The sequence below is a fragment of the Cellulosimicrobium sp. BMG9.22 genome, assembly GCF_059159975.1.
Genome location: NZ_JBZGBY010000004.1, coordinates 68,395 through 92,865 on the forward strand (window position 1 = coordinate 68,395; position 24,471 = coordinate 92,865).

Below are 24,471 nucleotides of genomic sequence, written 5' to 3' on the forward strand. Positions count from 1 at the left end.
CAGCGCTGTCAGACGATCGAAGGAGATCGCGTCCATGACCAGATCCCTCTCGCCCGCGCGCGCGAGGTCCGCGCGGCCCGGCAACGGCCGAGCACGCCCTGTGGGCGTCCTCCTCGCCGCGGCCCTCGCCGTCCCGCTCGCGGTCCCCGTGGGCGTCCTGGCCGCCGCCCCAGCGGCCGCGGCCGAGCCGGGCGACTTCTCGTCGTCGTTCGAGACGGGCGACCCGGCCGCGCTGCCCACCACGGTCGCGCAGCGCGACGGCGCGCCCTGGCAGTCGAACATCGGGTCGTTCACCAGCGGGCTTCCCGGCAGCGTGCTCGCGAAGCTCAAGACCGTCACGGCGAGCGCCCAGAACCTGCCGAACGAGGGCGCGGCCAACCTCGCCGACGGCAGCTCGGGCACCAAGTGGCTCGCGTTCGCCTCCACCGGCTGGGTGACCTACGAGTTCACCGAGCCCGTCGCGTTCTCCGCCTACGCGCTGACGTCGGCCGACGACGCCGCCGGGCGCGACCCGAAGAGCTGGACGATCGAGGGGTCGAACGACGGCACCACGTGGGCCCCGCTCGACCAGCGCACGGACGAGGACTTCCCCGAGCGCCAGCAGCAGCGCCTCTTCGAGCTCGACGGCCCGACCGAGGCGTACACCTTCCTGCGCCTGAACGTCACCGCGAACTCGGGCGACCCGATCGTCCAGCTCGGCGGGTGGGACCTCTCGGCCGACCTGAGCGCGGGCCCGTCTGCCGCGCCCATGACGACCAAGGTCGGCACCGGCCCGCGCGTGAACTTCACCAACAAGGCCGGCGTCGGGTTCTCGGGCCTCGCCTCGCTGCGCTACGACGGCTCGCACCTCGCCGACGGCGAGGCCTACGCGACGAACGTCCTCTACGACGACCTGGACGTCGTCGTCGGCGAGGACACGCGCCTGAGCTACACGATCTTCCCCGAGCTCCTGGACGACCTGCAGTACCCGTCGACGTACGCCGCGGTGGACGTGCAGTTCACGGACGGCACGTTCCTCTCCGACCTCGGTGCGCGTGACGCGCACGAGACGATGGCGACCGCGCAGGCGCAGGGCGAGGGCAAGATCCTCTACGCCGACCAGTGGAACTCGGTCCGGATCGACCTCGGCGAGTTCGCCGCGGGCAAGACGGTCGACCAGGTGCTGCTCGGCTACGACAACCCGGGCGGCCTCGCCGGGACGCGGTTCGCGGGCTGGCTGGACGACGTCGCCATCGAGGCCCATCCGGAGACGATCGACGGCTCGAGCCTCGTCAACTACGTGGAGCCGCGCCGCGGGACGCTCTCGAGCGGCAGCTTCTCGCGCGGGAACAACATCCCCGCGACGGCCGTGCCGAACGGGTTCAACTTCTGGGTGCCGATGACCAACGGGTCGTCCCAGAACTGGCACTACGAGTACCAGAAGGCGAACAACGCCAACAACAAGCCCGTGCTGCAGGGTCTCGGCATCTCGCACGCGCCCAGCCCGTGGATGGGCGACCGCAACCAGCTGACGTTCCTGCCGGCGATCAGCCCGGCGTCGGGCGCGCCGGACGCGACGATGACCACGCGCGGTCTCGAGTTCGACCACGCGGACGAGACCTCGCGCCCCGACTACTACGGGGTCTCCTTCACCAACGGCAGCGAGATCGAGGTCACGCCGACCGACCACGCCGCGGTGCTGCGCCTGACGTACCCGGGGAACGTGGGGCACGTGCTCGTCGACAAGGTCGACGGGACGTCGAAGCTCACGCTCGACCAGGCCACCGGCACGCTCACCGGCTGGGTCGAGAACGGCAGCGGCCTGTCCGTGGGCCGCACGCGCATGTTCGTCGCCGGCACCTTCGACCGTAGTCCGACGGCGGTCGGGACGGCGGCGGGCAACCGCGCCGACGCGCGCTACGCCACGTTCGACACGTCGTCGGACAAGAGCGTGGAGCTGCGCGTCGCGACGTCGTTCATCAGCCTCGACCAGGCTCGCAGGAACCTCGATCTCGAGGTGACCGGGCGCTCGTTCGACGACGTCCAGCAGGCCGCGGAGCAGCAGTGGAACGACCGGCTCGGGGTCATGGAGGTCGAGGGGGCGAGCGAGGACGAGCTCGTCACGCTGTACTCGAACCTCTACCGCCTCAACCTGTACCCGAACTCGCAGTTCGAGAACACGGGCACGGCCGACGCGCCCGTGTACAAGTACGCGAGCCCGGTCTCGCCGACCACCGGCACGGCGACCGACACCACGACGAACGCGAAGGTCGTCGACGGCAAGATCTACGTGAACAACGGGTTCTGGGACACGTACCGCACGGCGTGGCCGGCGTACTCGTTCCTCTACCCGGAGCTCGCCGACGAGCTGGTCGACGGCTTCGTCCAGCAGTACCGCGACGGCGGCTGGATCGCGCGCTGGTCCTCGCCGGGCTACGCCGACCTCATGACAGGCACGAGCTCCGACGTCGCGTTCGCCGACGCCTACCTCAAGGGCTCGCTCGACACCCGGTCCGCGCTCGACGCGTACGACGCCGCGCTGCGCAACGCGACCGTCGCGCCGCCGAGCAACGCGGTGGGTCGCAAGGGCCTGGAGACGTCGCCGTTCCTCGGGTTCACCCCGGAATCCACGCACGAGTCCCCGTCGTGGGGCCTCGAGGGCCTGATCAACGACTTCGGCATCGGCAACATGGCCGCCGCCCTCGCCGAGGACCCGGCCACCCCGGAGGAGCGCCGTCAGACGCTCCGCGAGGACTCGGCCTACTTCCTCGAGCGCGCGACGCACTACGTCGAGCTGTTCTACCCCGAGGCCGGCTTCTTCGTGCCGCGGCACGAAGACGGCTCGTGGGCCGTCGACGCGGAGACCTACGACCCCATGAGCTGGGGTGGCGGGTACACCGAGACGAACGGCTGGAACTTCGCGTTCCACGCCCCGCAGGACCCGCAGGGTCTGGCCAACCTCTACGGCGGCAAGCAGGGCCTGGAGGACAAGCTCGACGAGTTCTTCTCCACCCCGGAGGTCGGCGCCGGCAGCGGCGGCATCCACGAGCAGCGCGAGCAGCGCGACGTGCGCATGGGGACGTGGGGCATGAGCAACCAGGTTGCCCACCACATCCCGTGGCTGTACGACGCCGCGGGCGCTCCCTCGAAGACCCAGGAGAAGGTGCGTGAGGTCACGCGTCGCCTGTTCGTCGGCAGCGAGATCGGCCAGGGCTACCCGGGTGACGAGGACAACGGCGAGATGTCGTCGTGGTGGATCTTCGCCTCGCTCGGCTTCTACCCGCTGCAGGTCGGCTCCGACCAGTACGTGGTCGGCTCGCCGCTGTTCGACTCCGCGACCGTCCACCTGCCGGGCGGCGACCTCGTGGTCAATGCCGCGAACAACTCCGTGGACAACGTCTACGTGCAGTCCCTCGCGGTGAACGGCGAGGCCCGCACCTCGACCTCGATCTCCCAGGCCGACCTGACGGGCGGCGCGACGCTGGACTTCGTCATGGGCCCGGAGCCGTCGGACTGGGGCACCGGCCCCGACGACGCGCCGCCGTCGCTCACCGAGGGCGACGAGCCCCCGACGCCGGTGAAGGACGCGACGACGGCGGGCCTCGGCACGACGACCGTCGCGGACGGCGACGCGTCGACGAGCGCCGCGGCGCTGACGGACAACACGTCCGGCACGCGCACGACGTTCGCCACCGGCACGCCCACGATCACGTGGGCGGGCAACGGCATCCGGCCGACGGTCGGGTCGTACACGCTCACGTCCGGGGCGAGCGGGACGGCGTCGCCGTCCGCGTGGACCCTGGAGGGCTCGGACGACGGCGAGACCTGGACGACGCTCGACGAGCGGTCCGGCGAGCAGTTCCGCTGGGCGCTCCAGACGCGGCCGTTCACGGTCGGGGAGCCGACGGCGTACGCGCAGTACCGCGTCGTCGTCACCGGCACCGCCGGGGAGGGTGCGCTCTCGCTCGCCGAGGTCGAGCTCCTCGCCGACCCGAGGGAGTCGGGAGCCGACGAGCTCACGCTCACGGCCGCGGCCGAACGCGACACCGTCACGGGCCGCGAGGTCTCGGGCTCGTTCGCGACCCTCACCGGGGTCGAGGGCGACCCGGCCGAGCTCGACGTGCAGGTGTCGTTCGGCGACGGCTCCGAGCCGGTCGCCGGGACGCTCACGGAGGGCTCGTTCGGCGGGTACGCGGTGCACGCCGCGCACACGTGGACGGCGCCGGGCGTCTACCCGGTGACGGTCACCGTCTCGGGTGACGGGGCCGAGCCCGTCTCGGCGAGCTCGTACGCCACCGTCGCGCTCCAGCGCGAGGGCTCGCTCGTGGGCGCCTACGACAACGTGTGCCTCGGCGACGCCGGGACCACGGTCGGCAGCTGCGACGGGCAGGGCGTGTTCTTCGACCGCGCCCAGCTCGCCGCGAAGGGCTTCGTCCAGGGCGAGCGCGGCACGGTGCCCGGCACCGACCTCGCGTTCCGTGTCCCGGCGATCCCCGCCGGGCAACCCGACAACGCGACGGGCGACGGGCAGACCATCGAGCTCGACGTCCCCGCGGACGCCGAGCAGCTCTCGGTGATCGGCACGGGCACGGAGAAGAACCAGGAGGCCGCCGGCACCCTGACCTTCGACGACGGCTCGACGCAGGCGATCGACCTGAGCTTCGGCGACTGGTCGGGCGCGGCCCGCAACCCGGTGTTCGGGAACATCCCGGTGGCCGTGACGGACCACCGCCTGCGTGGTGGCAGCCCGCAGACCGGTACGCCCGCCGCGTTCTTCGCGACGGCGCCGATCGACCTGCCGGCCGGGAAGCGGGCCGTGAGCCTCACGCTCCCCGACCAGCCGGGAGTCCTCGAGCGGGACGGGCGCATCCACGTCGTCGCGGTCGCGCACGACGGCACGTTCGTCGAGCACCCCGCGCTCGAGGTGACGCCGGCGGACGGCGTGAACCTCGCCGTCGGGCAGGCCTCCGACGCCGTGCTCGCCCAGGTGACCGGCGGCCGCGAGGGCGCCGAGCTCCGCGCGGCGGTCACGTGGGGCGACGGCTCCGACGTCACCGCCGGCACGGTGACGGACGGTACCGTGTCCGGGTCGCACGCCTACGCGGCGCCCGGGACGTACACCGCGTACGTCGTGGTCGACGACGGGTGGACGAGCCAGGTGGTGGAGGTCCCCGTGACCGTGGCCGACGGCGAGCCCTCCCTCGCGATCGACGTCACCGCGAGCCCGCGCTGCCTCGCCGGCACGGCGTACGTCGCGGTCCGGGCCACCAACGGCGAGGACGCACCGGTCGCGATCCGGCTCGTCACGCCGTCGGGCACCAAGGAGTTCCCGGCCGTCGCACCGGGGGCCAACGCCTACCAGTCGTTCTCCACGCGGGCGACGTCCGTGGAGGCCGGCACCTCGACGGTCGAGGCCGTGCGCGGGAGCGGCGACGAGGAGGTGTCGGTGTCGATCGAGGCGGACCATGCCGCGCTGAGCTGCGGCTGAAACAGTTTCGCCTGACGGCCCGGACGTCCGGGCCGTGAGGTGAGAGCGCACCATCGGCGGTGCCCCGGGATGATCGCCCCGAGGCACCGCGCCGTCCGGGCACATGCCCGGACGGCACCACGCACCCAGCACGAGAAGGACCAGCAGATGACCGAGCGCCCGACCGACCAGCCCACGAACACCAGCGCCTCCCGGGTCGACCCCACGGCCGATCTCACGACATGGCGGCGCGACCAGCTCGCCGACCTCCTGTACTTCGGCGCGGCCTCCCTGCGGTCGGACGGCGCCGCGCAGTGGCTCGACGACCACGACGTCCCTGACCTCGCGCGACCGGTGCACACCTGGATCACGGCGCGCATGGCGCACGTCTACGCCTTCTCGTCCTTGCTCGGCGTCCCCGGCGCGGGCGAGCTCGCGGACAAGGCGCTGCAGGGCCTGCGGGGCGTGCTCGTCGACGCGGAGTACGGCGGCTGGGTGTCCTCGCGCGGTCCGGGCCCTCGCCCCGGCGACCCCGCCGCGACGGAGGAGGGGCCGGTCGACGGGACCAAGAGCGCGTACGCGCACGCGTTCTTGGTGCTCGCCGCGGCGTCGGGAACGATCGCCGGCCGCGAGGGTGCGCGCGAGCTGCTCGACGCGGCGCTCGCGGTGCTCGACGAGCGGTTCTGGGAGCCCGGGGCCCGGATGCACGCGGACGAGTGGTCGCGCGACTGGTCCGCGCTCGACGAGTACCGCGGGGTCAACGGCAACATGCACGCGGTCGAGGCGCTGCTCGCGGCCCACGACGCGACCGGCGACGCCGAGTGGCTCGGCCGCGCCGCATCCATCGCGGACCGCGTGATCGGCTGGGCGAGCGAGAACGAGTGGCGCATCCCCGAGCACTTCGACGCGGACTGGAACCCGCTGCCGGACTACAACGCCGACCGCCCGCGCGACCCGTTCAAGCCGTACGGGTCGACGCCGGGGCACGGGCTCGAGTGGGCTCGTCTCCTGCTCCAGGTCGACGTCGCGTCCGGCACGCCCGGTGCGCGCACCGAGGCCGCGGTCGCGCTGTTCGACCGCGCCGTCGCCGACGGCTGGGACGGCGAGCACGGCGGCGGGTTCGTGTACACCGTCGACTGGTCAGGGGTGCCCGTCGAACCGCGCCGCTACCACTGGGTCGCGGCCGAGGCCGTGGCCGCGGCCGACGTGCTCGGCCGGGTCACCGGGGAGTCGCGCTTCGCCGAGGCCGCCGCGGGCTGGTGGGCGTGGATCGACCGGTTCCTCGTCGACCCCGAGCGCGGGTCGTGGCACCACGAGCTCGACACGTCCAACCGGCCCGACGGCGTCACGTGGATCGGCAAGCCCGACGTCTACCACGCCGCCCAGGCCGTGATCCTCCCCGACCTCCCGCTCACGGGCTCCCTCGCGGCGTCGGCCAAGGCGGCGGGCAGCATCCTCGGCTGACCCCCGCCGCGCCGAACCCCGGGTTGCGCGTCACCCCAACGCCGCCGTGACGCCCAACCCCGGGTTCGGCGCGTGTCCGCTCGACGAAGACCCTCATGAGGTTTACTATTCTTCGTGAGGGTCTACCGCGGGAGGGTCTCGTGACCGGGTTCGTCGGACGCATGGCCGAGCTGCGCGAGCTCAGGCATCACCTCGATGTGGTGCGGGGTGGCGGCCGGGCCGACGCCGGCGTCGCCGTTCTCCTGCGCGGCCGCCGGCGCGTCGGGAAGTCCCGGCTCGTGACGGAGCTCATCAAGCATGCGGGCGTCCCGTCGGTCTACTTCCAGGCGACACGTCATGCACCGCCCGGAGAGGAGCTGGCGTCGCTCGCCGAGGCGGTCGCGCACTCGGACCTGCCGGGCGCCGCCGTCGCGGAGGGGAACCGACCCGCCTCCCTCACCGCCGCGTTCCGGTTGCTCGCCGCTGCCCTTCCCGCGGACTCCCCGGCGATCGTCGTCCTCGACGAGCTGCCGTGGCTGCTCGAAGCGTTCCCCGGAGGAGCGGGAGAGCTGCAGCGCGTCTGGGACCGCGAGCTCGCCCGACGCCCGGTGCTGCTGCTCCTGCTGGGCAGCGACCTCGCGATGATGGAGGTTCTCGGGCGACCCGACCAGCCGTTCCACGGTCGAGCGACGGAGATGCTGCTGCGCGCGCTGTCGCCTCGCGACGTGGGCCGGATGACCGGCCTCGGCGGGATCGACGCGTTCGACGCCTACCTGATCACCGGTGGGCAGCCGCTCGTCGTGCAGGAGTGGCGGGAGGAGGAGACGCCCGCACACTTCGTGGGCCGCTCGTTCGAGCGCTCGACGAGTGCGCTCGTCGTCTCGGGGACCAGGGTCCTGGACGGCGAGCTGCCGTCGACGTCCCATGCCCGGCTCGTGCTGACAGCCGTCGGCGGCAAGGGCGAGCGGACCCACTCGCGCATCCTCCAGTCGCTGGACGGGGCGATCTCTCCCGCGACCCTCGACCGGTCCCTCGCCCTGCTGGCCGACAAGCGGGTGATCGCCGCCGACGAGCCGCTCTCGACCAGGGCGGCGACGAAGGACCGGCGGTGGCGAGTCGCCGACCCCGCGCTGCGGTTCTGGCTCGCGATGGTCGGGCCCGCGCTCCCGGACGTCGACCGTGGTCGCCCCGACCTCGCGACCGCCCGCTTCGAGGCGCAGTTCAGGTCCTGGCGAGGGCGCGCGATCGAGCCGGTGGTACGGGAGGCGCTCGCGAGGCTGCTCCCCGACGAGACATGGCCGGGCGCTCGCGAGGTCGGAGGGTGGTGGCCGCGGAGCAACACCCCGGAGATCGACCTCGTGGCCGCTGACTCACGTCCCGCGCGCAGCATCGCCTTCGTCGGCAGCATCACGTGGCACGCCCGATCACGCCTCACGACCAGGGAGGTCTCGGCACTCGCTGCGGACGCTGTCGCTGTTCCCGGGGTGGGCGCTGCGACGTCGCTCGTCGCGGTCTGTCCCGCCGGCGCGGACGACGACCCTCGCCTGTCCCGGGTGTGGACGGCCGACGACCTGCTCACGGCGTGGCCGTGACCCGCCGGCGGCGCGCTCCGGATCGCCGACGAGCTCACTGACGCCGGTCCCGCGGGTCGGGCCGCGCCGGGCGTCGTCCAGCGAGTCCAACTTCGCGAGTATACCTGTACGGGTATACTCGTCCCATGGGTGCAGCGAGCCTCATCAGGGCGTGCCGCGAGCGGGCCGGGATGAACCAGTCGGAACTGGCGGCGCGCGCGGGAACGTCGCAGCCTGCTGTCTCGCGGTACGAGGCCGGTGCGAGCTCGCCGTCTGTCACGACCTTGGAGCGATTGCTCGCGGCGGCAGGGGCTCGGCTCGAGCTCACCGCCGTTCCGGCGGAGCGCCGATTCGACGCCCGTACGCCACGCATGGCCCGCATCCGCGCGCACCGGCAGGAGATCCTGGACGCAGCCAGGCGGCACGGCGCAACCGATGTGCGCATCTTCGGGTCCGTGGCGCGAGGTGAGGACGGCCCCGCCTCCGACATCGACGTCCTCGTGGACCTCGATGTGCGCAGGTACGGGTTGTTCCCCGCCGCTCGTCTCGCAGACGAGCTGTCCGCGCTGCTCGACGAGCGTGTCGATGTCGTCCCCGTCGAGGCGATGGCGCCCCATGTCGCCGAGTCCGCGCTCGCCCAGGCGGTGTCGTTGTGAGCCGGAGCGAGACGGAGCGGCTCGACGACGTGCTCGCTGCGGTGTCAGCGATCCGACAGGCGGAACGGCTCGCGGAGGACGTCGGATCTGTCGAGTGCGACGAGGTAGTGGTCGCTGCGATCCAGTACTGGGTGTTCGTCATCGGAGAGGCGGTCAAGGCGCTCTCCGTCGAGACGACGTCCCGTCACCCGCAGGTGCCGTGGTCGGACATCGCGCGCATGCGCGACCTCATTGGGCACCACTACTACAAGCTCGACGCGCAGATCGTCCGGTCGACGATCGGTGCGCCCCTCGCGCAGCTCGAGGACGCTTGCGTCGAGCTGCGCGACGAGTTGGACCGACGGCCGGACGACGGGTCGTGATGGCCTCGCGAGCACGTCACCGGCCCGATGACCGGAACGGCGAGAGCCCCGCACCAGACCGGTGCGGGGCTCTCGATGCGCTGAGCGGGTGACGGGAATCGAACCCGCGCTATCAGCTTGGGAAGCTGAGAGTGGCCGTTTCACAGCCCTGAAGCCTCGTCAGGATCGGCGCGATCCTGCGAGTTTAGGCTACCTGGAGATGCACGGAGTCATACCGAAGGACACACCCGTGTGGCACGTAGTGGCACGATCTCGGGTACTGCGCCGCCGCATCAGGCTCGTCGGGCGACGTGGGTGGCGAACGCGGTCACGACCTCGGTGACGTCTGCCTCTTCGTCACGAAGCAAGAGATCGATGGGTCGCTCGCAGGACTTCACGAGTCTGGCGGCGTTGAACCACTCGACCACTGCAGGATCGTGGCGCGACTGCTTGTCGACGAGTGCTAGAACGTCTCTCAGGCGGCGGGGCGGCCTGCCCGAGCGATCCAACTGCCACAGAGGTACCAAGATCTCCCTGCGTGAGCCGCGGGTCGCAAGGAGTTCACCCCGATCGACCATTCGCCGTACCGTCGAGTGATCCACGCCGGGCGTAGGCGCCATGGCGCCCCGGATCTTTATTGCTGCGCTCGCCGTGGGTACCCCGGCCGTCGCTGCACTCTTCTCGGACGTCGATGACGCAGCACGCTTGTCGAATGACTTCGGTGGACCCGGGCGCTCGAAGTGGAGGGCCGTGAGCAGCTTCGTGAGGTCGCCCTCAAGGGAGAGTGACGGACCTAGCTTGAGCGTCAGTGACCCGTCATCCTGCAGGGTGAGCGTCGTCGCAACTCGTATCGAACTGGGCATGTGCCCTCCTCATTCGGGCGCCCCTCTGGCGTGCAGCAGCGACCTAGGAAGTCCTGGTCGCTGTCAGGTGGGGTCCGCCGCCGGACGCTGCCGCAGTGGGCGCGAAACCGGTACAGAGGCCGCTGGAGCGGCAGGCGGATACTACCCGGCGGCCGGCCACCCATCGAACTTGAGGGGCTTGGTGCAGAGCCGGTACACGGTGAGGTCGGCGAGGTCGAGGAGCCGTGAGAGTCGCTATGGCGTGCGACGCCGACGGCGGGAACTCGGAAGGGGAAGGGTCCCAGCCGCCGTGAGTTTGGCGTACGACGCGAATAACGCAGTGAGCCGCGCTGCCTCGTCGATCGCGCCCTTGAGCGCAAACGCCTTGTCGACAACGGCATCCAGCGTGCGGTGCGCCTTCAGTAATTCGGGCGCCATCGCTAGCGGGTTGTAGTGCTCGGCGAGTGACCGCTCGGGGTGCCGTTCTCGGGCAGCGAGCACAGCGCGGCCCGCCTCGCAGATCGCTTCGCGCGTCTTGGCGTCGACCGTCGGGAGCGGGAACGTGTTCCACGTCAGCGTGTTCGCGAAGTTGGGGTCGGACTTGATCCGGCCACCGACAGCCTTTTGCCAGGTGATGAACATGGACGAGGAAAGCAAGGCGAACGCGAACCCGTCCGGATCCTCGCATTTGTAGACCTTGTTCCCGGCGACGACGTCAGGAGTCAGGTAGGCGACTGTCGCCCAGCGGCGTGACTCGGCGAAAACGGACGGGATTCCGACATAGGGAACGCTCGGCTGGGAACGCTGCCCGAAGAGGTACGGGGTCTGCGCCATCTCTCTCGTCGACGCCGCGGACGAATCCCGACGGACGTCGGCCACTAGTTTCAGTCTGGTGCGAAGTATCTCGGAGTTCGCCACGTCAGCCGGGTCAAAGTCCTCCATCCACAGGCACCAGCGCTTGAGGTCATTGATGAACTCCTTGCCCATCAGGAACGGGCGCAGGTACTTGGCCGCGACTGGATCGGAAGCAACCTCCGCGTACTCGTCGGGCGTGACCAGCAGGTGGCCGCCGTCACGTGGCATGCTGCCCATCGACACAATGGGCAGCCCAGGCGACAACGGTAGGCGGCGCTGTTCGACCAGCACGTTTTGCCCGTCGACGAGGTAGGCGTTGACCTGGTTCGCGACCGCGTGCCGCGTCGGCTCCCCACGCAGGCTCTTGTAGTCGTACAGCCACGCAGCCTTGCGCGGGTGCTTGTCGAAGCCGACGATCACGCAGTGGACGGCCGCAGCACCCGGAGCCTCCGACGTCCACGCGAACGTGCGGTGTGCGAACTTGATGCGCCATCCCTGCTCGAACACCGGGCCGAAGAGCGCCGGGACGGGTTCGCCCTGCGTGATCGAGTTCGTCGAGACGAACGCGAACTCGCCGCGGTACCCGGGCTTGGAGAACAGGTCGAGCGCCTTCGCGTACCAGCCTGTGACGTAGTCGAGGCGGCCGATGTCGTCCCGCTTCCACACGGCGCGCAGTTCGTCGGCCTGTTTCCCTGTGCGCGAGGCGTGCCCGAGGAACGGCGGGTTGCCCATCACGTACATGCGCTCGCTCGGTGCGACGACCGACGTCCAGTCCGTCGTGAGCGCGTTGCCCTGATGGATTGAGTCGATCTTGTTCAGGGGCAGCGTGTCGGGCCCCTGGCCGAGCGCGAGTTCCATCGCCTGGTTGGCCTGGTGCTCGACAAGGTGCAGCGCGGTCGCGGCGATGCGGGCCGGCCACTCCTCGATCTCGATGCCGTGGAAGTTCTCCAGGCGCACCGGCAGGTCCTCGGTCTCGAACATCAGGGTCGGCTCGTGCCCGCGAGCGCCGAGCTGCTGCAGCCGCTCAAGCACCTGCAGGTCGAGGGCACGCATCTCCCGGTAGCCGACGACGAGGAAGTTGCCGCACCCGCACGCCGGGTCGAGGAAGCGCATGGCGCCCATGTCGCGGCGTAGCGCGCGAAGCGCCTTGGCGTCGTGCTGACCGTCGACGAACCGCTGACGCAGCTCGTCGAGGAACATCGGTCCGATGACCTTCATGATGTTCGTCTCGGTCGTGTAGTGCTCGCCGAGCTCGCGACGGGCCTTCTTGTCCTTGACGGCCTGGAACAGTGACCCGAAGATCGCCGGGGAGATCGCCGACCAGTTGAACGTGCATGCCTCCAGCAGTCGCTCGCGCATCGCGGCGTCGAATGACGGGATGGGCAGTGACTCGGAAAACACCCCACCGTTGACGTAGGGGAAGCGTGCGACGATCTCGTCGAGGTTGCGCTGGCGCCGGTCCGGCTCGGTCGCCATGACCTGGTAGAGGAGCGTCAGTTGGCCCCCGAGGTCTGACCCGTCCTCGGCGGTGCGGGTCTGGATGAACTCGTAGAACAGGTCCCGCTCCCACACGCCGGCGTCGTCGGCATACAGCGCGAAGAGCGTGCGCATCAGGAAAACCGACGACCCGTGGTCGCCGTAGCCTGATCCCTCGAGCTCCTCCCATAGCCCGGCCATGAGGCGCGCCGCCTTGATCGACGCCTCTTCCTGCTCGGTGGAGCCAAACTGGCGCACGCCGTACCCGGCGAAAAACGCCATCCGATCCGCGTTCGCAGCGAAGTCGGTGACGTCGAACTCCACGAGGTCCGGTACGTCGCCATCCACGGCGCCGGCGTGCAGGTCGAGGAGACGAACGCGTCGGAAGTCGGACGTGATGATCCACCGCGGCATCTCGGCGTCGGTGAGCGAGTCCAGATAATCCACGGCCTGCTTCTCAGCCTGGGCGAGATCGAGTCCTGCGGACTTCATCTCGATCGCGGCCACACCCGGAACGAGCGCATCGATGTACCCGCGGTTGCCGCTCGACGAGCGCTGTGCTCGGAATTCGTACAGCGCGGCGCGCGTCTCCGTAATGCCGTACACCGCAAGTAGGTCGCGCACGAACGACTGCGCCTCACCGCGCTCGTACCCCTCCGAGTCGCGCCACTCGGTAGCGAACTTGGTGGCCCGGACACGGATCTCGTTCAGCGACGGCGGCTTCGGCATGTGCAGGAGAGTAGCGGTGCGTGCCGACAGTCCTGAGGTTCTCGGCACGTTCGACGTGCCGGTCACCTGCGCTGTCTGGGGTGCCTGGAGTGGTTCACGCCGATGCGGAAGCTGCCCCGCGCAGCGCCGCACCGTGGTCCGTCGCCGCCTTGGGCGAGTGTCCCTGGTGCTGACTACGATGGGCGCATGAAGGACGAGGCGGTGGACCGCGCTGAGAAGACCGCCCTCCTGGCGTTGCTGTACCACCAGGACCGGCGTGTCTCGCAGACAGAACTGCGCGAGGTTGTGCAAGACGGCGGAAGCCTTGGTGACCACCTAGACGGTGCCGACGGCCTCTTCGTGTCCGGGTCCGCGCAGGAGGCGATAGCCGCAGCGGAGGATGACCTGGCCGCGTGGGAGTCAGAGGGCGTGCGTGTGCTGACTCCACTCGACCCCGGCTATCCGGCGCAGCTGCTCACGGTTCATGACTTCCCGCTCGTGCTGTTCGCTCGCGGAGATGTGGTTGATGACTTCCGCTCGGCCGCGATCGTCGGGAGCCGAGAATTCTCGATCGGTGGGCAGCAGTATGCGGATGAGCTCGCCGCGCGTTTGGCGGACGCGAGGGTCACTGTCGTGTCAGGTCTGGCGAAGGGGATCGACATCACCGCGCACCGCGCTGCTCTTCGGAGCGGGGGTCGGACTGTTGCAGTGCTTGGAAACGGTCTAGGTCACGTCTACCCCGCAGCCCATCGCGAGACGCAGGAGGAGATCGGGAGGCGCGGACTGCTCTTGTCCCAGTTCCGACCAGCCGCACGGCCCTCGAAGCAGTCCTTCCCCCAGCGAAACGTCACCATGAGTGCATACAGCTCGGTCACGGTGATCGTTGAGGCCCAGGAGGCGTCCGGCACGCGGATTCAGGCACGCGCCGCCGTGCGCCATGCGCGCCCGCTGGTCCTGACCCAGCAGGTAGTGCTCACCACGACGTGGGGGCGTGAGTTCGCTAGTGGGCCCTACGACGTCGTGGTTTCTCGGACACCGGAGGAGGCGGCCAGTGCGGTCGAGCAGATTCTCTCGCGAGCCACACGCCCGCTGACGCTCGTCCCGTGACTGAGCCTCCCTACGCGAACGTGCCGAACTATTGGGCACAACGCGAGGAAGCGCTACGGCTGCTCCCTGCCCTCTTCCGAAATCCGGTTGCAGGCACTGGCATCACATGCGAGGTGTGTACCACCCCAATCGATCTCGACATGGTCCTCTGCAACAGATGTCTCAACCAGCGTGGGCGTTGGGGGGATCAGCTCGCCGACATCGTCGTGCCGCTGACGTACGCGGGGCCTCGGAACCGTCAGGCTCGGCAGGATCTACGCCAGTACAAGGACGCGTGGGTCGCCGAGGGTCGGCGGCTCGCTCTCTATCGGCTCTCGCACCTCGTCTGGTATGCGGGCGCACACCACACCGTTTGTCTAGAGCGCCTGTATGGCCCGGTCGATGTCATCGCAATTGTCCCCAGTGGTCGTGCCGGTGGCCGCCAGGGAGGACATCCCGTCGAACAACTGGCGATCTACCACCCCCGACCTGTGCCGCGGATCCAGCTCGAGCGGATCAGCGACGCAGAGCCTCGAACGGTTGATCCCGACACCTTACGAGTCAACGGCGATGTGCGCGGGCGACACGTGCTCCTCATTGACGACACCTGGACGACCGGGGCAAGCACTCAGGGTGCGGCCATTGCCTTGCGCCGTGCCGGTGCGGCACGTGTCACGGTGCTAGTGGTGGGTCGATGGCTCAGCGACGACTGGCCACCCACGGAGCGGTTCCTCGACTCGCGGTCCGCGGACGAGCTCTGGCGGCCTGATGTGTGCCCTGTGACCCGTGGCGCATGCCCTTAGGGCCTCATGTGGCTGACATGGCGAATCCGGGAGTTAGGCGGGCTCGCGTGCGCGCGCGTTGGACACCGCACAAAACGCACGTTCCGAGGCGCGACGAATTCCGGTGCGAACTCTCGCGGTGCCGCGTAGCGTGGCTCAAACGGTCAGATCGCGGAGAAGGGAGCCACGGCATGCTGTGCGACTGCGTCGTCGCGCCCGAGTCGGAGGGCTGGCGCGAGACCCGAGGGCCGGTATGTGAGGCTCGCGACCGTGCCGTGTGGCGGGAGTTCGTCGTGGCCTTGGAGGCATTCTCGTTCGACGAGATGCTGGCAGTGGAGAGCCAGACTCACGAGGGTCACGACGCGAGCTCGTAGTCGTCGCGAGCTGCTGGGGTCTCGGATGAGTGGACGAAGCGACCGGCGTCGAGATCGAGCTGTCCCGCCGGTACCTCGCCTAAAGACATGAGATCCGCGGGTGTCAGATCGAACTGATCGGCCAGCGTCCGCGCCTTGCGGAGCGTCGCGGGGGCCATCTCGGTCTTGCAGCGTGCGGGCGAGCGCAAGTACGTCTGCACGAGGCCGCGCTGCTTCCAGTCGAGAGCGTCCTCCATCCGGGCCAGGCGGCTCCCACCAGAGCCCACGGAGTGGTCGAATGCTGACCGCTGCCAGTAGGTCTGCGCGAGCCGCCACAGTTCGTTGTCGCGCAGCGACGAGGGGCGATTCAGGCCGTGATACGAGAGAGACTTCGTTCGCAGCTCTACCTCGAACCGGACGACGCCATCCTCAGCGGCGGCCAGCGACAGCCGTCTCTGGCGATCACTCCCTCTGGCGGTGTCGCGGTACATCTCCCCGCGGTGATAGAGGCGTGACGTCCACCGGGTGTTCCGGCGGTAGACGGTCTGAGCCCCTTGGTGCGCGAGATCTCGATGGAGCTCGGTACGCATCCCGTATCCCGGCGGCTTCCGGCTCAGTTCCTCGAGCAGGCGGGCGGGCTCAGGAACGTCGGCGAAGTCGCGAGCGATGTCCAGACGGCGCAGGCGTACGGCGTCCGCTACGTCATCGAGTCCGAGTAGCCGGCGAAGGTGGTCGACGAAATCGTGCACGACAGCGCGGGTCTCGTCGGCGCTCGCGGCGAACCGGTTGTCACCTCGCAGCCACCCTGGGACGGAGAAGCTGGCGGTCACACATGGCGCACCTTGGACGCGCCTCGCGTTCACGACGACACCGTTGTCGAGGCGCAGTTCGCTCGTCGTGGGTCTCGGATCCGACAACGCCCCGGTCGATCGGTCGAGCACGACTCGGTGACGCTGGAGCGGGAAGGCCGCGAAGACGTGGGGATCGGCCGGGACGATCACGTCTATCGTGTCGATCCCGAACCGCCCCATGTCAAAATCTGACCCCAGTTGCCGCCTGTCAGTAGACGATTCGCCACGCCCGTGCCCGTCGTCGGGCCCGGGCGTGCGGCCGTGACTCACTCGAAGTAGCGGTAGGCGCTGGGGGTGGTGTTCCGAGCGATGACCGCGTCGCCCTCGCTCTTCACGAGGAAGACCCGGCGACCGATGCGAACCACGTCGATCTGGTGCTCGCGGATGAGCTTGCGCACGAACGGTTCGCCGATTCCCCAGAAGGCGCTCCACTCGGGGACGCTCATGAGGTAGTTGGGGTTCTCGCAGGCACACTCGGCGGAGTTGGTCTCGTAGGTCCGGGTAGAGGTGAGAGTCTGAGCGGCCATCGTGGCCCTCCCATGCATGATGAGGTCACCGGCGGTCGGAGCCGGTAGCGCTCGCGGACGCGAGCAGCGGCGGTTGCGCGATATGCCTCCATGCAGGTGGATGGGCGTCGGTACTCGCTCGTGCGCCGACATCGAACACGTTACAGACGCGGGTGCACCCCCCTGGATTCGGTCAGCTCGCCAGTTGCTGGAGGGTCCGGGTGAGCTCAGGTCGGAGGTCTCGAACCACTGTTGGCTTCGACAGGTCGTCGTCCATTCGCGCGGCCAGGCGCTGCTGTGCTCCAGCCGCGACATGCTGGTAGTGCATCGCCGATTTCGAGCTGGCATGGCCCGCGATCGCCATGAGCTCCGGGATAGTCGCACCGATCGCCGCCCACATCTGGAGTGCGGAATGCCGGAGGTCGTGCCACGTGATGTCGTCTCGACCGATACCCGCGCTCGCACGTCGGAACATCTTCGATCTGGATCCTGCCCGGAGGGGCGTCCCGTTGGCCGTGCCGAAGACCAGCCCTTCGCGACCGGACGGCGCGAACTCGTCGAGTTGTTCCCGCAGGGCCGCGAGCGCCTCGCGGGGAAGGTAGACCGTTCGCTTGCTCGATTCCGTCTTCGTCGACGTGAAGGTCGGTGCGTCGCGCTCCTCTCGCCCCAGACTCTGCTCGACGCGCAGCGACCCACCGACAAGATCGACGTGCTTGCGCTGGAGCGCGAACAACTCTCCGGCGCGGAGCCCGGAGAGGACCGCGACGATCACCGCTCGGCGGTACCGCTCCGGCATCGCGGCCGCGATCGTGCGCGCCTCCTCGAGCGTCACGGTCTTCCGTTCTGAACGGTTGCGTGTGTCGCGCTGCCCCGCACCCGGGAGGCTGCACGGGTTCTCCCGGATGAGGCCGTCCTTGACGGCCTGAGTCAGGCCGGCTCTGAGAACGCGGTATGCCTGGGCCGCCTCGGTGTGCCCCGCGTTGGGGTTGCTCGAGCGCGTAGGGCGGCGCCTCGATTCCGATGACCGCTCCCATGCGGCGCGGACGTCAGCTCGGATGCGTCCGGTAGGGGCGATCGGCATTCCCTGTTCGACCGCCCAGCGTCGGATCGCGGCGTTGACTGCCGACGCGCTCGCAGCTGCCCTGGCGTGCCTCTCGTGTGCGCGCCGCTGGGACTCGCGAAGGACAGCGCCGTGCCACTCCCGCACATCGGCAGACGTGACTCCGTTCACGGGCAGGCTTGCCAGCGTGCGAATCGGTGCTCGCGCCGACCCCTGCGGGAGCGGAGCCTCGATCCACGTCTTGAGGAGGCGGAGGTACAGGGAACGGGTTCCGTGCGCGAGGTCGGCTCTCGACTCGATCCAGCGTCGAAGGAAGGGACCCAACGGGATCTGACCCAACTCGGGGCGCCGCCAGTCTCCCTGATGGACCGTGGTCGTCTCACGCGCGATAGCGGCGTCGGCCTCAGCCTTGGTCGGGAAGGTGCCGAGCGGCCGCATTATCCCGTCAGGTCCGGTGTAGCGCGCCTGCCAGCGTCCGGACGGGAGCTTCCGGATCGATCCTGACGATCGCCGATGCTGCTTGCGTGGGGGCACGGTGTCTCTCCTGGAGCCGTAGTGGCACGTAGTGGCACGCGCCGACCTGAGGAGAGACTTTCAGACGAGGTGCACCCCCTCCCGGAGGGGGTCTGACCTGCGAAGATGCTATGGAGCGGGTGACGGGAATCGAACCCGCGCTATCAGCTTGGGAAGCTGAAGTTCTACCATTGAACTACACCCGCGCGGCGCTGGTGGCGCTCGCCCCCGACCCTCTGGGAGGATCCTCGGCGAACCAGCGCGCGCCCCGATCATAGCGGACGACGCCGGGGATGCCAGAACCGACCGTGGCCCGTCCGGGCCCGGCCCACCGCCCGAGGAGACACCGTGTCCGAGAACCCGTACCAGCAGCAGCCCGACGCGCAGCAGGGCGCGCCGTACGGGCAGCAGCCCGCGCAGGGCGACCAGGGGTACGGGAGCCCGGCGACGCCGTCGGGCGGGCAGGGCGGGTACGACCAGCCGTACGGGGCCCAGCCCGGCTACGGCCAGCCTCCGCACGGTCAGCCCATCGTCCAGCCCGGGTACGTTCCGCCGCAGGGGCAGTACGGCTCCGCGCCGCTGCTGGGCCATCAGCAGCAGGGTTACCCGCAGCAGGGTCAGCCGTACGGGCAGCCCGGGTTCGACCCGGCGTACGACCCGCAGGCCAAGTCGCGGCTCGCGGCGGGCCTCCTGGGCATTCTCGTCGGCAGCCTCGGGATCCACCGGTTCTACCTCGGCTACACCGGCATCGGCCTGACGATGCTGCTCGTGTCGGTGCTGTCGTTCGGGTTCGCGGCGCCGATCATCGCGATCTGGGGTCTCGTCGAGGGCATCCTCTACCTGACGTCGAAGCAGGGGTACTACTCCGTCGACTCGACGGGTCGCCCGCTGCGCGCCTGACGCCGCGCCGAACCCTGGACGGCTCCCCACGGCGGGTCGTGCGTGGGGAGCGATCCAGGGTTCGGCACCCCGGTCCGGGCGGGCGCCGGCGTCGGTTAGCGTTGCCCCGTGCTGCTCTCCGACCGTGACATCCGTGCCGAGCTCGACGCCGGTCGCGTCCGGCTCGAACCGTACGACCCGGTGATGCTCCAGCCGTCGAGCATCGACGTGCGGCTCGACCGGTACTTCCGGCTCTTCGACAACCACAAGTACCCGTTCATCGACCCGGCGCAGGACCAGCCGGACCTCACGCGGCTCGTCGAGGTCGACCCGGCGGAGCCGTTCGTGCTGCACCCGGGCGAGTTCGTGCTCGGGTCCACGTTCGAGGCCGTCTCGCTGCCCGACGACGTCGCCGCGCGCCTCGAGGGCAAGTCCAGCCTCGGCCGGCTCGGGCTCCTCACGCACTCCACCGCCGGGTTCGTCGACCCGGGCTTCTCCGGGCACGTGACGCTCGAGCTGAGCAACGTCGCGACGCTGCCGATCACGCTGTGGCCCGGCATGAAGATCGGCCAGATGTGCTTCTTCCGCCTGTCCTCGCCCGCCGAGAACCCCTACGGCTCGAGCGTGTACGGCTCCCGCTACCAGGGCCAGCGCGGCCCGACGGCCTCCCGCTCGTGGCAGAACTTCCACCGCACCGACGTCTGAGCGCGGCGCGCCGCGCGGGACGCCGGACGTCACCGACCCGAGGAAGGACCAGCATGAGCCCGCTCCCGCCCCTGCCGAACCCCGACGGTCCGGGCGCCGCGCAGTCCTACCAGGCGCGGCACCTGCTCGGGCTCCCGGCCGACGTCGTGGTCGACGAGGTCGAGACGCTCGCGCTGTCGCGCTTCGCGGGCGCGCGCTGGGACGTGGCCCCGGAGGGGACGGACCCGCTCGTCGTGCCTGCGCGCACGGCCGGGCCGGGGGAGCCCGGCACGCTGCGCACCTCGCGCCACTCGACGCTCACCGGCCCGTACGCGGCCGCGGGGTCGGGGCTGCCGGGAGCTGCGCTCGTGTTCGACGTCGTGTGCCCGCGCGAGCGGGGCGAGCCGCCCTACCCGGGCGGCGGCGACCGCGACGGTATCGGGCGGGCGTTCTCGGCCGGGCTCCCGGTCCGCGAGGAGGAGCGCGTCGTCGCGTTCCTCGTCGCCGCGGCCCGTCGGCTCGGGGGTTCGCTGCGGACCGACGTGGGCAACCCGGCGTCGCCGGGCGTCGTGCTCACACCGGACCCGGGCGTCGCGATCGACATGACCCTCTACTCGGACGTGTGGCTCGACCCGAACGCCGCGCTCGCGCTCGTCGCGCGGCAGCACCCGCGCACGCGGCTCGCCACCGAGGGCAAGCCCTACGAGGGCCCGCCGAAGGGCATCACCGAGCTCCCGCTCTACCCGGGCGAGAAGATGGACCCGGACCTGCGGCGCAGGCTCCACGCGGCCGCGGACGACGTCGACATCAAGGCGCTCACGACCCGCGCGATCCTCGACGGGTACGGGCTGCTGATCGACCTGGGCCTGGACGGGCTCGTGGCGGTCGAGGTCGGCGGCGAGGAACAGCTGCCGCTCCTGCTGCGCGGGCTGCCGTGGACGGCGGACGGGGCGGTCAGCTACCGGGTGCGGTGGGAGCCGCGCGACCTCGTCGAGTCGCAGCAGGAGCACCCGTCGCTGGACCTCCAGGTCGCGCGCAAGCGTGCCACGGAGGTCGTCACGCAGATCACCCGCACGCTGCACGGTGCCGTCGGCGGGGAGATCGCGGACGAGTCCGAGTTCCTCGTGGACCCGGACGATCTCTGAGCGGGGACGTACGGGCTGAGGAACCGGTCACGGTCCGGGCGGTGGGCAGGGAAGCACTCCTGGGCAGTCGGTAAAATGGGCACCGGTCCGGCAGTGCCGGCGCCGCGAACAGCCGTGCCCGCCGCTCGCCGAGCGGGGACGACGATGACAAGTCAAAGTCAGGTCCAGCAAGACCCGCCCACCCGCCCCCGACCCGGACGGAGCGGCCCGTGCTCTACGTGCTCGTTGCCCATCTCGTGATGGCACTGGGCGCGCCCGCACTCGTCTCGCTCCTCGGCCGCCGCGCGTTCCTCGTCCTCGCGCTCGCGCCGGCGTCGGCCGCGGTGTACGCGCTCGCGTGGACGGACCGCGTCATGGCGGGCACCCACCCGACGCAGGTGGTCGAGTGGGTGCCGGGGCTCGGCCTCGAGCTGGCCTTCCGCATGGACACGCTGTCGTGGCTCATGCTGCTGCTCGTCGGCGGCGTCGGTGCGCTCGTCCTCGTCTACTGCTCCGCCTACTTCTCACCCACCGCGCAGGGCCTGAGCCGGTTCGGGGGCGTGCTCACCGCGTTCGCCGGCGCGATGGTCGGCCTCGTCGTCGCGGACGACATGCTGCTCCTGTTCGTGTTCTGGGAGCTGACGACCGTCTTCTCCTACCTCCTCATCGGGCACTACGCCGACCGCAAGGCGAGCCGGCGCGCGGCCATGCAGGCGATCGTCGTGACGACGGCGGGCGGCCTGGCCATGCTCGTCGGGGTCGTGATCCTCGGCGTTGAGGGCGGGACGTTCCGGCTCTCGGAGATCATCGCGAACCCCCCGACGGGTGGCGCCGTCACCGCGGCGATCGTCTGCGTCCTGATCGGCGCCGCGAGCAAGTCCGCGCTGATCCCGCTGCACTTCTGGCTCCCCGCGGCGATGGCCGCACCGACCCCGGTGAGCGCGTACCTGCACGCCGCGGCGATGGTCAAGGCCGGTGTCTACCTCGTGGCGCGCTTCGCGCCCGCGTACTCCGACACGACGGTGTGGCGGACGCTGGTCATCACCCTCGGCGCGGGGACGCTGCTCGTCGGGGGCTACCGCGCGCTGCGCCAATACGACCTCAAGCTCGTGCTCGCGTTCGGCACCGTGAGCCAGCTCGGGCTCATCATCCTGCTCGTGGGGCTGGGGACGCGCGGGGCCGCGCTCGCGGGTCTCGCGATGATCGGCGCGCACGCGATGTTCAAGGCGTCGCTGTTCCTCGTCGTCGGCGTGGTCGACGCCGCGACGGGCACGCGCGACCTGCGCCGGCTCACGGGCGTGGGCAGGGCCTTGCCGTGGACCGCGGTCGCGGGCGGGCTCGCGACCGCGTCGATGATCGGCCTCCCGCCGTTCGCGGGCTACGTCGCGAAGGAGGCGGCGCTCGAGGCGCTCCTGCACGGCGAGGGCCCGGTGTGGGTCGACACGGTCGTCCTGTGGTCCGTGGTCGTGGGGTCCATGTTCACCGTCGCGTACGGGCTGCGGTTCTGGTGGGGCGCGTTCGTGTCCAAGCCGCACCTCGGCACCCCGCCTGTTCGTGCGAACACGCACGTCGACCTGCGTACGAGCCTGGCCCGGCGCCCGGCCGTCGAGGCCGACGAGCCCCCGATCGACCCGGCGCGGATCCACCGCCAGCCCGCCCTCCTCGTCGCGCCCGCCGTCGTGCTCGCGGTCCTCGGTCTCGCGGCCGCCCTCGTGCCGCACTTCGGCGAGGACCTGCTCGCGCCGTACGCCGACACCTACCCCGTCGGGGAGCCCGGGCACCTCGTCCTCTGGGCCGGCTTCACCCCGGCGCTCGCGCTCACGGTGCTCGTGCTCGTCGTCGGCGTCGTGCTCTTCTGGCAGCGTGCCCGCGTCGAGCGGTTCCAGGCGTCGCTGTGGACGGGGCCCGAGGCGGACAGGACGTACCGCCGCGTCATGCGCAGGCTCGACGACCTGGCCGCCGACGTCACTGCGGTCACCCAGCGAGGCTCGCTGCCGTTCTACCTCGGTGCGATCCTTCTCGTGCTGATCCTCGGGCCCGGCGTCGTGATGATCGCGCAGACGGCGTGGCCGGAGCAGCTCAAGGCCTGGGACCGCCCGGCGCAGCTCGTCGCGGTCGTCGCGATCTGCGTCGCGTCGGTGCTCGCGGCGCGGTCGCGCCGCCGGCTCAAGGCCGTGATCCTCGTCGGCATCGCGGGCTACGGCAACGCCGTGCTGTTCCTCCTGCACGGCGCACCCGACCTCGCGCTCACCCAGGTCCTCGTCGAGACCATCACGCTCGTCGTCATGGTGCTCGTGCTGCGACGCCTGCCCGCGTACTTCTCGAACCGGCCGCTCGCGGCGAGCCGCTGGGTCCGCCTGGGCATCGGTCTCGGCGTGGGCGTCATCATGATGGGCTTCGCGGTCGTCGCGCCGCTCGCGCGCGTCGCGACGCCGATCTCCGTCGACTTCCCGGCAGAGGCGTACGAGTTCGGCCACGGCAAGAACATCGTCAACGTCACGCTCGTCGACATCCGCGCCTGGGACACCATGGGCGAGATCTCCGTGCTCCTGGCCGCGGCGACCGGCGTCGCCTCGCTCGTGTTCCTGCGCACCCGCAGCGGCGAGATCCTGCGCGCCTCGCGCGCGGAGCAGGCGACCCTCTCCGAGGACTCGGGCGTGTGGAGCGAGGGCGACGACCCGGGCGCCGCGCTGCGCCGTCGTGGTGTCACGGAGCAGGACCAGCCGCGCATGCTCGTGTGGCTCAGCGCCGGACGCACGCTCGCACCACAGCGACGCTCGGTGATCTTCGAGGTCGTCACGCGCGTGCTCTTCCACGCGATGGTCGTGTTCGCGCTCTTCCTGCTGTTCTCGGGGCACAACGCGCCGGGCGGCGGCTTCGCGGCCGGGCTCGTCGTGGGCATCGCGCTCATCGTGCGCTACCTCGCGGGCGGCCGGTACGAGCTCGGCGAGGCGGCCCCGATCCACCCGGGCATCCTCCTCGGCACGGGACTGTTCCTCTCCGCGGGCGTCGGCCTCGTCGCGTTCTTCCTCACGGGCAACGTGCTCGGCAGCGAGGCGTACGACATCCGGCTGCCCCTCGTCGGGGAGATCCACCTCGTCACGTCGCTCTTCTTCGACCTCGGCGTGTTCCTCGTCGTCGTCGGGCTGGTGCTCGACATCCTGCGCACCCTCGGCGCCGAGATCGACCGCCAGGCCGAGCGCGCGGCGGCCGGTCGCGAGCCGGGCGAGGACACCGGTCCGCTCGAGGCGATGGAGCCGGACGCGATCGGGGGTGGCCGCCGGTGAACGTGATC

General features: G+C 70.4%; 16 protein-coding genes, 1 tRNA gene and 1 pseudogene. 11 read left to right on the top strand and 7 right to left on the bottom strand.

Annotated elements, in window-relative coordinates; translation table 11 throughout:
• Window positions 1–34 precede the first annotated feature (34 nt).
• The 5 genes from AC4H2H_RS04485 (at window position 35) to AC4H2H_RS04505 (ending at window position 9,478) form a co-directional block, all read left to right on the top strand.
• The gene (locus AC4H2H_RS04485; RefSeq protein ID WP_494369617.1) at window positions 35–5,467 is read left to right on the top strand and encodes a GH92 family glycosyl hydrolase; all 5,433 of its coding nucleotides are present in this window, start codon (window positions 35–37) and stop codon (window positions 5,465–5,467) included.
• Between the two features lie 147 nt (window positions 5,468–5,614).
• Window positions 5,615–6,910: an AGE family epimerase/isomerase gene (locus AC4H2H_RS04490; RefSeq protein WP_494369618.1), complete on the top strand. Its 1,296-nt coding sequence runs from the start codon at window positions 5,615–5,617 to the stop codon at window positions 6,908–6,910.
• A 140-nt stretch (window positions 6,911–7,050) separates the two neighbouring features.
• Window positions 7,051–8,481 (top strand): ATP-binding protein, encoded by a 1,431-nt coding sequence (locus tag AC4H2H_RS04495; protein ID WP_494369619.1) that lies wholly within the window; start codon window positions 7,051–7,053, stop codon window positions 8,479–8,481.
• 125 nt (window positions 8,482–8,606) lie between these two features.
• Window positions 8,607–9,116 (top strand): helix-turn-helix domain-containing protein, encoded by a 510-nt coding sequence (locus AC4H2H_RS04500; RefSeq protein ID WP_494369620.1) that lies wholly within the window; start codon window positions 8,607–8,609, stop codon window positions 9,114–9,116.
• Window positions 9,113–9,478, top strand: coding sequence for a HepT-like ribonuclease domain-containing protein (locus AC4H2H_RS04505; protein WP_494369621.1), 366 nt, complete (start codon window positions 9,113–9,115; stop codon window positions 9,476–9,478). Before AC4H2H_RS04500 ends, AC4H2H_RS04505 begins: the two co-directional genes overlap by 4 nt.
• A gap of 272 nt (window positions 9,479–9,750) precedes the next feature.
• Here the strand turns inward: AC4H2H_RS04505 and AC4H2H_RS04510 are convergent, their stop codons facing one another.
• Entirely contained in the window at window positions 9,751–10,320 is a 570-nt protein-coding gene (locus AC4H2H_RS04510; protein ID WP_494369622.1) for a hypothetical protein, read from the bottom strand.
• 234 nt (window positions 10,321–10,554) lie between these two features.
• Entirely contained in the window at window positions 10,555–13,359 is a 2,805-nt protein-coding gene (locus AC4H2H_RS04515) for a DNA methyltransferase (RefSeq protein ID WP_494369623.1), read from the bottom strand.
• 186 nt (window positions 13,360–13,545) lie between these two features.
• On the opposite strand from AC4H2H_RS04515, the gene AC4H2H_RS04520 reads away from it, so the two are divergent.
• Together AC4H2H_RS04520 and AC4H2H_RS04525 are read left to right on the top strand one after the other, a co-directional pair.
• Window positions 13,546–14,445, top strand: coding sequence for a DNA-processing protein DprA (locus AC4H2H_RS04520; protein WP_494369624.1), 900 nt, complete (start codon window positions 13,546–13,548; stop codon window positions 14,443–14,445).
• The gene (locus AC4H2H_RS04525; RefSeq protein WP_494369625.1) at window positions 14,442–15,227 is read left to right on the top strand and encodes a ComF family protein; all 786 of its coding nucleotides are present in this window, start codon (window positions 14,442–14,444) and stop codon (window positions 15,225–15,227) included. The genes AC4H2H_RS04520 and AC4H2H_RS04525 overlap by 4 nt, the downstream gene beginning before the upstream one ends.
• A gap of 334 nt (window positions 15,228–15,561) precedes the next feature.
• Here the strand turns inward: AC4H2H_RS04525 and AC4H2H_RS04530 are convergent, their stop codons facing one another.
• The 5 genes and pseudogenes from AC4H2H_RS04530 to AC4H2H_RS04550 form a co-directional block, all read right to left on the bottom strand.
• Window positions 15,562–16,590 (bottom strand): hypothetical protein, encoded by a 1,029-nt coding sequence (locus tag AC4H2H_RS04530; protein WP_494181473.1) that lies wholly within the window; start codon window positions 16,588–16,590, stop codon window positions 15,562–15,564.
• Window positions 16,591–16,676: 86 nt separating this feature from the next.
• The gene (locus tag AC4H2H_RS04535) at window positions 16,677–16,937 is read right to left on the bottom strand and encodes a helix-turn-helix domain-containing protein (RefSeq protein ID WP_494369626.1); all 261 of its coding nucleotides are present in this window, start codon (window positions 16,935–16,937) and stop codon (window positions 16,677–16,679) included.
• A 172-nt stretch (window positions 16,938–17,109) separates the two neighbouring features.
• Window positions 17,110–17,748: a tyrosine-type recombinase/integrase gene (locus AC4H2H_RS04540; RefSeq protein ID WP_494369765.1), complete on the bottom strand. Its 639-nt coding sequence runs from the start codon at window positions 17,746–17,748 to the stop codon at window positions 17,110–17,112.
• A 207-nt stretch (window positions 17,749–17,955) separates the two neighbouring features.
• Window positions 17,956–18,510 (bottom strand): annotated as a pseudogene (locus AC4H2H_RS04545) (Lsr2 family DNA-binding protein); the annotation flags it as partial.
• A 111-nt stretch (window positions 18,511–18,621) separates the two neighbouring features.
• Window positions 18,622–18,695 (bottom strand) — tRNA-Gly (locus AC4H2H_RS04550).
• A 142-nt stretch (window positions 18,696–18,837) separates the two neighbouring features.
• Here AC4H2H_RS04550 and AC4H2H_RS04555 point away from each other — a divergent pair.
• From AC4H2H_RS04555 to AC4H2H_RS04570, 4 genes are all read left to right on the top strand, one after another.
• Window positions 18,838–19,389 carry a TM2 domain-containing protein gene (locus AC4H2H_RS04555; protein ID WP_494369627.1) on the top strand — a complete coding sequence of 184 codons (552 nt, stop codon included), beginning with the start codon at window positions 18,838–18,840 and terminating at the stop codon, window positions 19,387–19,389.
• Window positions 19,390–19,497: 108 nt separating this feature from the next.
• A complete protein-coding gene (gene dcd / locus AC4H2H_RS04560; RefSeq protein ID WP_494369628.1) occupies window positions 19,498–20,073 on the top strand; it encodes a dCTP deaminase in 576 nt (191 codons plus the stop codon).
• A gap of 53 nt (window positions 20,074–20,126) precedes the next feature.
• Window positions 20,127–21,197: a hypothetical protein gene (locus tag AC4H2H_RS04565; protein WP_494369629.1), complete on the top strand. Its 1,071-nt coding sequence runs from the start codon at window positions 20,127–20,129 to the stop codon at window positions 21,195–21,197.
• A gap of 209 nt (window positions 21,198–21,406) precedes the next feature.
• Window positions 21,407–24,463, top strand: coding sequence for a Na+/H+ antiporter subunit A (locus AC4H2H_RS04570; RefSeq protein ID WP_494369630.1), 3,057 nt, complete (start codon window positions 21,407–21,409; stop codon window positions 24,461–24,463).
• Window positions 24,464–24,471 lie beyond the last annotated feature (8 nt).